Genomic DNA, 13,586 nt, shown 5'->3' on the forward strand with positions numbered 1-13,586 from the left:
CGGATCGGCGTCAGGCGGGGAGGTGGACGCGCAGGACGTCGCCACTGCCCGTCGCGACGACGAGATCGCGGTCTCCGTCAGGCGACACCGCGACCGCCGCGAGGGGGCCGCCGGTCAGCACGGTGCAGACGCTGTGGGTGTCAGGATCGACCCGAACGAGGTTGCCCACCGTGGTGGCCACGTAGAGGAATCCGCCGGGGCCGACAGCCAGATCGTCGGACATGCTCAGGTCCGCGACCGTGGTCGGGCGGGCCGGTGCGTCGATCGGGATGCGCAGGACTTGCCCGCGGGCGCTCAGGTAGAGCGTGGTGTAGAGCGAACCGCCTTGCACGACAAGACCATTGAGTCCGGACATCCTGGCCTGCGCGGTCCAGTCGGTGTCGATGGTGGCGTCGGGGCGGACGCGGACCACGCCCGACCCGGTATCGGCGATGTAGAGGTTGCCTGCCGCGTCGAAGGCGGCGCCGTTGGCCATGGCGAGGCCGCTCACGAACGCCTCGGGAACGGGCGCGGTGGCAGTGGGATCGAAGCGGACGACACCGCTGCCATGGGAGCCGGGAATCAGGTTGATCGAATTGTCGCCGTAGACGACATAGAGCTTGTGGTCGGGCCCGAGCCGGATCGCGCCCGGCGAGGTGACCGCCACGGTTGCCGTGACCCGGCCCGCTGTGTCGTAGCGCTGCACCTCGTTTCGGTAGAGCCGCGACACCCACATGTCGCCCTGTGCATCGAAGGCGAGGTTCTCGGCCCAGTCCAGATACGGGACGGCGGCCGTGGTGACGCTGGTCGCGGTGGCGGGTGCACAGGATGCGGGTTCGGCGTACCCGCTCGTGGGTACCGCGGCACCGATCGCGGTCAGCGCCACGACGACGCAGGACGAGGCGATTACGCGCTGCCGACAGCGGTTGCGCGAGCGTGGGTGGGCCGAGGGCCGCGGATTCGGCACGAGTTCTCCTGCACGAGGTGACGGGTTGCCGCGAGCATGCTCGCAGCGGGGCTCATGCACTGTATGAACGGCCGTTATCACCGTGCCTGGGTGCGAGACACCCAGGCACGCGGCACCGCCGGTCAGGACCGGGATTCGCGGCCGTCGCCCATCAGGGCGCGCAGCCGGACCAGCGCGTCGACGGAGGCCCCGGCTTCGGGCTGGTAGAGCATCAGCCGTTGTCCCGGGGCCTCGCGCACTTCGAAGGACCGGTACGTCAACCGCAGCGGTCCCACCTCGGGATGGACGAATGCGCGCGAATCGGTGCTCGCGACACACACCGCGTAGGAATGCCACAGTTCAGTGAATTCAGCACTGGCCGTGAGAAGTTCGCCGATCACGCACCGCAGACGGGAATCGTCGGGATACAGTGCGCCGGCTTGACGGAACCCCGCGACGATCGCCTGGCATGTCCAGGTCCGGTCGACGCAGAAGTCCCGGCTGACCGGTTCGAGGAACGTCATTCGAGCCACATTGTCGATGCGTGGATATGCCGAGAAGAACGCCCTTGCCATGACGTTCGCCGCAAGGATGTCCATCGACGAATTCATCACGAACGCCGGTGCGGCCGAATAGTTTTCCAGCATCTGCCGGAGTACGGGATCGACCGTTTCCACCGCGCGGGCGGCCGGAACGACGCCGGCCAAACGGAACAGATGCTCCCTCAACGCGTCCGAGAGAAGCAGGGTCCGACTCAGCGCGTCGAGTATCTGCGCGGAAGGATGTCGCTCACGCCCACGCTCCAGATGGGTGTAGTAATCGGCACTCATTCCCGCCGCGTCGGCGACTTCCTCACGCCGCAGCCCGGCCACCCGACGACGACCATACGAGACCAGCCCGATCTGATCAGGTCGCACGCTTGCCCGCCGCGCCCGCAGGAACTCGCCGAGTTGGTTGCCCGTCACTCCGTCCACGTTAGGCGGTCCGTGAAACACGGGTCCAGGACTTCCTTCGAGTCTCGGTCCGAGGGAATTCCGCGATGTCGAACCGCCGAATTCGACCATAAGTAGCACATCCGGCACCGCAAATTCGTCAGCCACGAAACCGGCACGTCGTCGCGTCACGACCGGGGCGATCAATCACAATGCTGCACATGACGGACACGGCCGTGGGCGGGTTGGCAAATCGGCAGGCAGACCGGGTTCACCATGCATCGCAGCCCCGGGAAGGATTTCGGCCCGATATCGAGGGCCTGCGAGCGGTCGCTGTCGTGGCAGTCGTGCTGTTCCATGCGGGAATTCCGGGTATAAACGGTGGATTTGTCGGTGTGGACGTCTTTTTCGTGATTTCCGGATTTCTGATCACCGGCATACTGTGGCGAGAGGTAAGGGCCAGCGGCACCATCGGGCTGGCCCGATTCTACGGAGCACGCGCTCGCCGGCTGCTGCCCGCGGCGGGCATCGTGGTGGTCGCCACCGCGATCGGCGCGGCGGTGCTGCTGCCGCCGCTGCAGGCGCGCCAAGTCCTCGGCGACGGGATCGCCAGCGCGTTGTATGTCGGGAACAATCGGCTCGCCCTGCGCGGCACCGACTACCTCGCGGCGAGCGAGCCGCCTTCGCCGTTCGAGCACTTCTGGTCACTCGGCGTGGAGGAACAGTTCTATCTGGTGTGGCCGGTGCTCATCGTCGCGTCGGCATGGCTCGTGCGGCGCCGCCGCACCGGATCGGCCGGGCCACTTCCCTATCTGATCATTCTTGCGGCTGTCGCCGCGCTCTCGTTCACGATCTCACTGATCTGGACCGGCACGCTGCCACCGTGGGCATTCTTTTCACTGCCCGCCCGGGCGTGGGAGTTGGCCGCCGGCGGCCTGGTGGCGCTCTCGGTTGTCGTGTGGTCCCGGTTGCCGCACTCGGTGGCCGCGCCGGCCGGATGGATCGGTCTGGTTCTGGTCCTCGTTGCTTGCACTCAATTCGACGGCAGGACACCCTATCCCGGCAGCGCGGCCCTGATGCCCGTCGCGGGTACTGCTCTGATGATCGTATCCGGTTGTGCCGGACCGCGTTTCGGGGTCGGTCGGTTGCTGACCCGCGGTCCGGTACGGGCGGTCGGAGCCGTGTCCTACACCTGGTATCTGTGGCATTGGCCGGTGTTGCTGCTGGCACCGCATATGCTGGGCCATCCGCTCGGGCGAGTCGGCGCAATCGGTGCGCTCGTGATGGCCGGCGGGCTTGCCCTGCTCACCCAGTGGACGGTCGAGAATCCGGTCCGCTTCGCGGCACCGTTGCGGAACTCGGCCGCGCGCAGCCTCGCCTGCGGCTTCGCCTGCACCGCACTCGCCACGAGTGCGGCACTCGTCCTGCTGGCGCTCGTCCCCGCCCCGGTCGGGCACGGCGAGGCCGCACCGTCCCTCGTACTCACCACGCCCCGCGACTCGGCCGCGACCGCCGCCGACCCCCGTGACGAGGCGGTCCGGCAGCTGATGGCACAGGCGCAATCCGCGGTCGCCGCCTCGGCCGAAATCCGTGCTGTTCCATCGAATCTCACCCCCTCGCTCGACATCGCGCCCGGCGACAAGGCCGACGCTTTCACCAACGGCTGTGTCCGGTCGTGGCGCGAGGTCGGCCAGGCCGAGTGTGCCTCGGGTGATCCGGACTCGTCCACCACGGTGGCCCTGGTGGGCGATTCACATGCGGCGATGTGGAATCCGGCGCTCGAGCCGATCGCCGAGGCGCGGCACTGGCGGCTGGAAACGATGGCCAAGGTCACCTGCCCGCTGCTGGACCTGCCCATCACCAGCCCGTACTTGGACCGGGAGTACACCGAATGCGAGCAGTGGCGCGGCCAGGTGCTGAACCGGCTGCGCAACGAGCGCCCGCGGTTGGTCGTGGTGGGCATGTCCCGACGCTACGGCGGCGATTTCGGCTTCGTCTCCTACGATCGAGCCTGGGTCGACAGCCTGGCCCGCCTTGTGTCCGAGCTGCGCGCGATCGGTTCGGCGGTGCTCGTTCTCGGCCCGATCCCCGATCCCCACAGCACGGTGCCGACGTGCCTGTCCGAACACCTCGACGATGCCACCGCATGCGCACCTGCACGCCCGGTCGGAGTGAACGACGCCGGAGTCGCGGCCGAGCAGGCGGCAACCACAGCCGGTGGCGGCGAATACGCCGATCTCACCTCGATGTTCTGCACTGCGGGCCGCTGCCCCGTCATCGTCGGCAACACTCTGGTGTTCCGCGACGACAATCACCTCACCGTCAGCTACGCCCAGACCCTCGGACCAGCGATCGGTGCCCTCACCGACCGCGCCCTCGCCCACGGATGACGGGCATCGGAATCCCACTGCGACATCGGACGCCGGCTCTGCCAGTGCAGAGTGCCCGCTCGGCTCTTACGGGAGAGTGGTGGCGAACATGAAGTTCCACAAACGATCTCGCAGATCCTCGCCCGCCGCGCCGGACGGCCACTGGTGAAACTGGCCGTTTTCCACCCGGTACTGCACGGAGGTCCCGCTCCGGCACGGTCCGTAGCCGGCCGTCGTGCCGAACGCGTCGCTGGACTGGGCCGGACGGACGGGGCAACCATCGCGATTCACCCATGCGCCGACGTTGGCCACACCGGCCGCCGGATCGGAGATCGGGTCGAGCTGTCCCTGGGCGATGACGACGGAGATCGGTCGAGCCGGATTGCAGGGCGACCCGGGACTGGGAATCAGCAGGGTTGGGTTGGGGAGGGTGGGATCGCCTCCCTCCCAGGAGGTTACGTCCGCGAAGACGTCGGAGGCGTCGCACGCCAGCCGCTGCGACATGATGCCGCCGTCGGACCAGCCGCTGCTGTATACGCGTCCGGGGTCGATGCACCAATTCGCCTCGATATCGGCGACGACCGAGCGCAGGAACCGGACGTCGATCGAGCCCTGCTGGAATTCCCAATCGTTGCCCACCAGACCGTTACCGGGATCCAGCGGCAGATTGTTGGCGTTGCCCTGCGGGTAGGCGACGATGAAGTGGTGCGCGGCCGCGTAGGGAGTCCAGCCCGAGACCTGCTCGAAATCTGCCGCATTGCTGGCATTTCCATGCTCGGCGAGCAGCAGCGGCATTGAGTGTCCGGCCAGGCCGGCGGGAACGTTGAGCCGATAGATCCTGTTACCGATGGTCCGTACGACGGTGCCGGCTGTCGGTGCCAGACTGCATTGCGCCGCGGCGGGGCGAACCGGGCTTCGATCAACGTGTGTCACATGCGCAATCTGCAATGACGCGACGACTACGGCGATGGCGGCCACGGCCGCGGCGAGGTGAATTGCGATAGCGCGCATACTTTCCCATCATCGAGACGGCGATGGGCAGCAGCCTACTGTGGCCATGGATTTCCATAGTGGTAAACGGTTGAATCGGTTCACCTCGCCTACGCGCGACCGAATCTCGTGGACACAGTGCTGGGCTCGGAGGCTACGACGGCCTCCGAGCCCAGCATTACGTCTCGGTTCATCACACCCAGCTCACGCCCGACCAGGCGGGCGAACGGGCGATCCCGAGGCGAGGCGCGCTTATCGGAGTGCGCGTCCGCGGCCGGTGACCATACCGACCAGGAACAACAAGACCACCGCGCCGCCGAGGCAGGTGAAGAAGCTGAACCACAAGCCTCCACCCTCGACATCGACGCCGAACAGTTTCAGCAGGAACCCGCCGATGAGGCCGCCGACCACACCGACCACAATATTGAGCAGAATGCCCTGCTGAGCATCAGTTTTCATGATCTTGCTGGCCAGCCAGCCCGCCAATCCACCGATGATGATCCAACCGATAATTCCCAGACCCAACATCGTGTCTCCTCTTTCGAACGTCGAAACGCTCCTCATCCGAGCGTGCTCGACCCCGATATACCCCACATCCCGACAACCAACCAACCGACATCGAAAACGCCAAACACTCTGTGTGACAGCCACTTCGCGAGCCGACAGTCTCTCCGCGTCCATGCCGGGCCGGGCATCGCCGTACCGGGCCCGCGGTCGAAGATTCGGCCACGCCCACATCCTGATCACCACCGTCCTCGCGCATATCCGGGAAACCCGCATCGTCGGTGTTCGACCAGCCGGCGGTGATCGGCGGATTTGCGGGCCACCGCTCCCCCGGGAAAGCCGGGACCGCTGGTCGCTGTTTCGACACCAGCAACGGCGGTAGCGTAGAGAGGGCGGGCGGCAGGAGCGGCCGCCGGAAACTGCATCGAAAATGTGAACCTGGCACACCCGCTGTTTCGTGCTGCTGGATAAGACGAAGGATAGAAGGGCAAGCTTCTCACCAACGAGCACAACGGCGAGTTGCGGCAGGGAGTGCCATGAGCAAGCTCGGACAACAAGCCATCGTCTGCGGTGCGAGTATGAGCGGGCTTTTGGCCGCCCGGGTGCTGTCGGACTTTTACGAGCAGGTCACCATCGTCGAGCGGGACCCGCTGCCCGACGGTCCTGAGCAGCGACGAGGTGTGCCCCAGGCGCGGCATTTTCATGCTCTGCTGAGTACGGGATCGAATGTCCTGGGCCAGTTGTTTCCCGGCCTGCTCGATGAACTCGTCGCCGCAGGCGCGAATGTTCTCGCCAATGAGCCGTCGCGGGTCTATGTCCGGTTGGGCCGGCATGAGCTCGGCGGTTCGGACAAGTACGCCGACCCGGCATCGCTGGTCGTCTATCAACCCAGCCGGCCATTTCTGGACTCCCATGTCAGGCGGCGAGTCCGCGCCATCGAGAATGTGAAAATCCTGGACAGCCATGGTGTCGTCGCGCCGACCACCGACGGGGCCCGTCGGGTCACGGGCGCCCGAGTGGTCAACCGCCACACGGGTGAGGAAACCGGGCTGAATGCCGAACTGGTGGTCGATGCGATGGGTCGCTCCGCGCACACCCCGGCGTTTCTCGACAACCTCGGCTGCGAGCGACCGATCGAGCAGCGCTACCCGGTGCATCTGAGCTACGCCAGCCAATTTCTGCGCGTTCCCGCTGACATCGTCGGCGACAAATTGGGCTTCTCGGTCAGCCCGCTGCCCGAACGACCGGTCGGGGTGGTGGCCGTGGCCTATGAGCACGACACCTGGATCCTGACCTTGTTCGGCGTGGACGGGCACAAACTTCCCCATGACCTGTCCGGCGTCATCGAATGCGCCGCGCAATTCGCGCCGCCGTCCCTGATCGCTGCGCTGCGGTCTGCCGAGCCGCTCGGCGCGATGTCTGCGCAGCATTACCCGGCCAGCACATGGAGACGCTACGACAAGATGCGTCAATTCCCACCGGGGCTGCTGGTGATGGGCGATGCGATCTGCAGCTTCAACCCGGTCTATATGCAGGGCATGACCATGGCCGCGCTGCAGGCGGTCGCGCTGCAAAACTGTTTGAACGATCGCGACGGAGACTTGAGCCGGCGATTCTTCAAGGCGACTGCCAAGCAGATCGGCCCTGTGTGGCGGGGGAATCGGTTCACCGATTTCACCGTGTCCCAGGGAGATGGTTGGCGCCAGGCGCCGAGACGCGTGGTGAACTGGCCCATAGACAAGGCACAGGAAGCGGCCGCGAACGATCCGGCGGTCGCCGAAGCGGTCCTTCGTGTGATGCATTTCGTCGACCCACCTGCCCGCCTCGCGCGACCCTCGTTCCTGATGCGACTGGTCGCGGCCAACCGCCGAGCCGCAATGGCCGCGAAACGGCAGAAAGGTGGCGGCGCGGAGAGCAGGGTGAACGATATGGCCACCGAAACCTTCGACATCGACCGCATGCCGCGCGGTGGACCGGATGCGTCGTGGCTGGACCGGCGGTTGCAGACCGATCGTCTGGAGTACCTCGACCGCGACGACGTCGATAAGCGCAAGCGCAGCATCATGCGGTCGCTGGACCGCGGCGAAAGGGTTTTCGGGATCCATCGGAGGCTCGCGCGCATCGTGCTCGACGAGGTCACCGGCGTGCGCGATCCCACAATCCTCGAACTCGGCGCCGGCCACGGCGGGCTGTCGCGGGCGCTGCTGTCGATGCATCCCACCGCCCAGGTCACTGTCACCGACATCGAGCCCGCATCCGTAGCCGCCATCGACGCCGGTGACCTGGGCAGTCATCCGCGGGCCACCGTGCGCGAGATGGATGCCACCGCCATCGACGCGCCCGACGGGTACTACGACCTCGCCGTGTTCGCACTGTCCCTGCACCATCTGCCACCACCGTCGGCCGCCCGAGTGTTCGCGGAAGGCACCCGCGCCGCCGATAAACTGCTGATCGTCGACTTGTCGCGGATGCCTTCGTTGCTGCACCTCGTCATGGTGGCGTTGGCGCTGCCGTTGACGATCGTTCCGTACTGGCACGACGCGTTGATCAGCTCGTTGCGCGCCTACAGCCCGTCGGCGCTGCGCGCGCTGGCCCGCTACGCCGACCCGGCGATCACCGTCGAGTTGCGCAGGCAGCCGCCCGTTCTCCCCGGAAGCCCGCAGATCGCGGTGGCCAGTGCTGCCCGGTAGCCCAGATCCTCTCCTGACTCCTGATGTCTTCCAATCCTGTTGGGCGTAGGGTGCTCGTGAGGCCACATCGTCAGTGGCTCCCCGCGAGCGTCCACGGCAGCTCCCTCAGACGATAGGGGCCGGACGCGTGGACATTCGATTGAACCGATCGGCATCGAGGCCCGTGACCACGAGCATGGGTGCAGTGTGCGTTATCGCCATCACCGCTACAGCCGGCCCGAGATCACATGATCGGTCGTCGGGTTGCCGGGATTTGAAGCCTCGAGGACATACGAGGAATTCGTCATCATGCTCAACTACGGTGCTCAACGGGAGGTTCTGGGGTCGTTAACCGCCGCTCAAAGGTCGATATGGGCTGCCCAACAACTCCGGCCCGAAGTCCCTTACAACGTGGCAGCTTTCCTGACGATCGATCACGATGTCGACGCCGAAAGGCTCATGGTCGCGTGCGAATCGGCGGCCACGCGGTTCGGCACACCCTGCGCGCGGCTGTCCCTCGACGACGGCGAACCGGTTTTCATAGTCGACCGCTCGATTCCGGACTCCCTCCGTTGTATCGATCTGCGCGCCGACCGCGACCCGGAATCGGCTGCTCGCGACTGGATGGACAACGACTACCGCCGGCCGATCGATGTGGCCCGTGACCGGCTCACCGACTTCGCACAGCTGCGGATCGCCGACGAACTGTCGTACTTCTACCTGCGTACACACCACCTTCTCTTGGACGGGTACGGCGCCGACAATCTGATGCGGCACATCGCGGCCGTCTACTCGGGCGCAGCGCCCGATACGGGCGAAATCGACTTCTCCGAGTTCGACCTGATCCGCAGCGCGGATCAGAAGTATCAGCAGTCCTCGCGCAGCCGGGCCGATGCCGAGTACTGGAAAGCCGTTGTGCGTGAACCTCTCGACATCACCGACCTGGGCGGGACGCGGAGGCCGGTGGCGCCACGCCACCCGCTGATCCGGGAACTGAAGTGCCCGCATCGGCTCGCGGAGAACCGGCATGTCCGCTTCGATGTCGCAAGGTTTGTCGCGACCGTAGCCGTGTTCATCGCGAAAACCACAGGACAGCAACATGTCTCGTTGTCGCTGCCGGTTTCGGCACGGACGACCGCGGCACTGAAACGGTGTACGGGCATGGTGTCGAACATGGTGCCGCTGGTCATCGACGTCCATGACGACGACACCATCGGTGCACTGAGCGATCGGGTAGCCACGGCCATGATCGGTGCGTTGCGGCATCAACAATTCCGGCGCTGGCCAGACCTGATCGCCCAGGCGACCCGACCCGATATGAACATCGAATTCGGCCCGGCGATCAACATCCTCGACTTCGCCGCCCCGCTTCGTTTCGGGCCTTCCGAAGTGACGTACAACGTATTGACCACCTATCCCATCCAAGATTGCGCAATCAACATCTATCCGCAACTGGGTGACGGCGCGCCACGAATTCAGTTCACGTGGAATCCGGACCGGTACGCCGGCGACGATATCGCCAGGCACATAACCCGACTGGAAATGCTTGTCGACCGCCTTCTGGTGGCGGATTCGTCGGTGACGGTGGGAGAGGTGTCGCTGCTGGCCACCGGTGAACGCGATCTGGTGTTGTCGAAGTGGTCCGGTGCGCGCGTGGCGGCGCCGGTCGGGTTGGCGCCGCAGTTGCTGGCTGCGGCGGTGGCGGCCTGCCCGGACGCGCCGGCGGTGGTCGACGGCGCCCGCGAGGTGTCGTATCGCGAGCTCGACCAGTGGTCGACGCGGTTGGCGTGGGTGCTGATCGAGGCGGGCGTGGGTCCGGAGCGCGCGGTGGGTGTGGCGATGGATCGCTGCGTGGAGTTGGTTGTGGCATGGTGGGCGGTGGCCAAGGCCGGCGGGGTGTATGTGCCACTGGACCGGGCTCATCCGGTCGAGCGGATCACCGCGGTGCTGGACGCAGTGAGGGCTGTATGCGTAGTGGCTCGGGGGTCCGGCACGGTAGCCGGGGCCGCGACGCGTCCGATCGTGCGCGTCGACGCTCCGGATGTGCCCGAGCGCTCCGCGGCGGCGATCACCGACGCCGATCGGCCGGCCGAGCTGCGGGTGGACAACACCGCGTATGTGATGTTCACTTCGGGATCCACCGGTGCCCCCAAGGGGGTGGCGGTCAGTCACGCCGGCCTGTCGGGATTGGCCGCGGCCCAACGGGCGGTGTTCGGGCTGGGCACGGATGCGCGGGTTTCGATGGTGGCCGCGCCGACCTTCGATGCGTCGATCTTCGACATGCTGTGGACGGTCGGATCGGCCGCGGCGTTGGTGGTGGCGCCGCCGCAGGTGTACGCCGGGGAGGCATTGACCGCGTTCCTGGAGGACCAGCGGGTCAGCGCGGCGGTGCTGACCCCCACCGTGCTGTCGTCGCTGGATCGGACCCGGCTCGACCGGGTGGGCACGGTGATCACCACCGGTGAGGCCTGTCCGCAGGAGTTGGTGGCCGTCTGGGCGCCGGGACGGCGGATGTTCAACGGCTACGGGCCCAGCGAGACCACCATCGGTGCCACCCTCGCGCCTGTGTCGGCGGGGCAGCCGGTCAGCATCGGCACCCCGATCCCAGGGATATGCGCGCTGGTGCTCGACGCGCGGCTGAACCCGGCCCCGGTCGGGGTGGTGGGCGAGCTGTATCTGGGCGGGCCCGCGCTGGCGCGCGGCTATGTGGGCCGGATGGAGTTGACCGCGGAACGGTTCGTGGCCAACCCCTATGGTGAGGCCGGGGCGCGGGTGTATCGCACCGGTGACCTGGTGCGCTGGACCTCCACCGGCACCCTGGATTACGTGGGCCGCGCCGACACCCAGATCAAGCTGCGCGGGCAGCGTATCGAACTGGGTGAAATCGAAAACACGCTGCTGGCCTGCCCACAGGTCAGCCGGGCCGCCGCCACCATGCACCGGAGCACCACCGGCGACCACCTCGTCGCCTACGTCGTCCTCGACCACACCACCACCGCCGACACCGAAATCGTCGAACAGTGGCGACACATGAACGACGAGTTGTATGACGCCGAGGTAGCGGCGCCGGGGTTCGGCACGGATTTCCGTGGCTGGAACAGCAGCTACACCGATGATCCGATTCCGCTCGAGGAGATGATGGAGTGGCGTTCGGCCACCGTGGATCGGATCCTCGCCCTGCAGCCGCGGCGAGTGTTGGAGATCGGTGTCGGCTCCGGGCTGGTGCTGTCACAGATCGCCCCGCGCTGTGAGCACTACGTTGCCACCGACGTGTCGGCGGTGGCGATCGACACTATCGCGCACTCGCTCGAGCAGATGCAGATCCCGTGGCGTGACCGAGTCCAGTTGCTGACCCAGCCGGCTCACGTCACCGAGGCACTGCCACGGGACTATTTCGACACGATCATTCTCAACTCCGTCATCCAGTACTTCCCCAACAGGGATTACCTGACCGAGGTAATCGATGCTGCCCTGGATCTGCTTGCCCCCGGTGGGGCGATGTTCATCGGCGATGTCCGTAACCACACCCTGCAGGGCGCGTTCCACACCGCGGTCACGCTCGCCCGCACCGCCCCCACCGACGCCGCCGAGATCCGCCGGCGGGTCCGGCTCGCCGTGCTCGCCGAACCCGAATTACTGCTGGCCCCAGAGTTCTTCACCAGGTGGGCCGCCGGCCATCCGTCGGTGGCCGGACTCGACATCCAGGTCAAACGCGGATCAGCCGACAACGAACTCAACCGGTACCGGTACGACGTCATCGTCCACACGACGCCGACGCCGGTCCGCTCATTGGCCACAGCACCCACTCGGACGTGGACCCGAGTCGCAGGCCTGCGCGGGCTGCACACGCAGCTGATCTCCGAACATCCTGCCACTCTGCGCATTACCGACATCCCACGTACGGGACTGATCACCGATGTCCGCCTCGAACGCGCCCTCGCCGACGGACTATCGCTAGCCGACGCACTCGCCCGAGCCGACACTACCTCGGACACCGTGACCCCCGAACAACTGCACCGCGTAGGCGAAACCACCGGATATCAGGTCGCCGTCACGTGGGGCACCCACCCCGGCACCCTCGATGCCGTTTTCCTCGCCCCCACCGACCCCCACCGCCGGCACGCTCCACCGCTGACCGACCTCTACCTGCCTGCCACCGGAGACCATCGAATCACCGCCCACGCCAACGACCCCCACACCGACACCGAAATCGCCGCCATCCGTCAGCGGTTGAGCTCGTGGTTGCCCGATTACATGGTGCCGGCGCAGATTGTGGTGCTCGACGAGTTCCCGCTGACCTCCTCGGGGAAAATCGACCGTCAGGCCTTGCCGGCACCGACGTTTGCCGCCGCGCCCTTCCGGGAGCCACAGACTCGGGCCGAAAAGATCATCGCCGAGGCGTTCGCGGAGGTATTGGGCCGAGACCGGGCGGGGCTCGATGACGATTTCTTCGCCCTCGGTGGAAACTCGTTGACTGCTACCCGGGTGAGCGCGCGGCTGCAACTCGCGCTGGGCAGGGAAGTGCCGGTGCGGTATCTGTTCGATGCGTCCACGGTCGAGGGTCTCGCCGACTACCTGAACCGCAATCGTGGCGGCCCCGCTCAGTCGACACTACAGGTTGTGCCGCGCCCGGAGCGGGTCCCGTTGTCGTATGCGCAGCAACGACTCTGGTTCATCGACCAACTCCAAGGACCCTCCCCGGTCTACAACATGCCGATCGCATTCCGGATCAACGGACCACTGGATACCGAAGCACTCGACGACGCACTCGACGACGTCCTCGCCCGCCACGAATCACTCCGCACCATCTTCCCCCACACCGACGGCGTGCCCTTCCAGCACGTGCTGCCCGCAAGAGCAGGAATGTGGCGACGCGACGGCGCGGCAGTCGTGCCGCTGCCCGAACAAGACTTGACCGACACCTTGGCAGAACTGGCCCGGTACCGGTTCGACCTGTCGGCCGAGATCCCCGTCCGCGCTCAGATCTACTCGGTGGGGCCCGAGCAGTATGTCGTGGGGATTGTGTTGCACCACATCGCTTTCGATGGATGGTCCCCGATCCCCATGGCTCGCGACGTGAGCGAAGCCTACCGAGCGCGCCGACACGGCCACGCCCCGCACTGGACGCCGCTACCGGTGCAATATGTCGACTACGCACTCTGGCAACGCACCCAACTCGGCGAACTACACGACCCCC

At 66.4% G+C, this 13,586-nt stretch carries 7 protein-coding genes; 3 read left to right on the top strand and 4 right to left on the bottom strand.

Annotated elements, in window-relative coordinates; all coding sequences use genetic code 11:
- Positions 1-10: 10 nt before the first annotated feature.
- Together C8258_RS21335 and C8258_RS21340 are read right to left on the bottom strand one after the other, a co-directional pair.
- Positions 11-946 (bottom strand): SMP-30/gluconolactonase/LRE family protein, encoded by a 936-nt coding sequence (locus C8258_RS21335; protein WP_146161297.1) that lies wholly within the window; start codon positions 944-946, stop codon positions 11-13.
- 122 nt (positions 947-1,068) lie between these two features.
- Complete coding sequence (locus tag C8258_RS21340; protein ID WP_106956740.1) at positions 1,069-1,890, bottom strand: helix-turn-helix transcriptional regulator; 822 nt, start codon at positions 1,888-1,890, stop codon at positions 1,069-1,071.
- Between the two features lie 188 nt (positions 1,891-2,078).
- Here C8258_RS21340 and C8258_RS21345 point away from each other — a divergent pair, with 188 nt between their 5' ends.
- Positions 2,079-4,247, top strand: a complete 2,169-nt coding sequence (locus tag C8258_RS21345) for an acyltransferase family protein (protein ID WP_106956741.1) — start codon at positions 2,079-2,081, stop codon at positions 4,245-4,247.
- A gap of 66 nt (positions 4,248-4,313) precedes the next feature.
- Here the strand turns inward: C8258_RS21345 and C8258_RS21350 are convergent, their stop codons facing one another.
- Both C8258_RS21350 and C8258_RS21355 read right to left on the bottom strand, forming a co-directional pair.
- On the bottom strand, positions 4,314-5,204 hold the full coding sequence (locus C8258_RS21350) for a PHB depolymerase family esterase (protein WP_158271293.1): 891 nt from the start codon (positions 5,202-5,204) through the stop codon (positions 4,314-4,316).
- Between the two features lie 264 nt (positions 5,205-5,468).
- Positions 5,469-5,744, bottom strand: a complete 276-nt coding sequence (locus C8258_RS21355) for a GlsB/YeaQ/YmgE family stress response membrane protein (RefSeq protein WP_036509744.1) — start codon at positions 5,742-5,744, stop codon at positions 5,469-5,471.
- 1,904 nt (positions 5,745-7,648) lie between these two features.
- Between C8258_RS21355 and C8258_RS21365 the strand changes: the two genes are divergently transcribed.
- Together C8258_RS21365 and C8258_RS21370 are read left to right on the top strand one after the other, a co-directional pair.
- A complete protein-coding gene (locus C8258_RS21365) occupies positions 7,649-8,410 on the top strand; it encodes a class I SAM-dependent methyltransferase (protein ID WP_106956742.1) in 762 nt (253 codons plus the stop codon).
- Between the two features lie 288 nt (positions 8,411-8,698).
- A partial coding sequence (locus C8258_RS21370) for a non-ribosomal peptide synthetase (protein ID WP_146161298.1) occupies positions 8,699-13,586 on the top strand: 4,888 nt, incomplete at its 3' end.

It is taken from the genome of Nocardia sp. MDA0666, from assembly GCF_003023875.1.
Classification (GTDB): domain Bacteria; phylum Actinomycetota; class Actinomycetes; order Mycobacteriales; family Mycobacteriaceae; genus Nocardia; species Nocardia aobensis.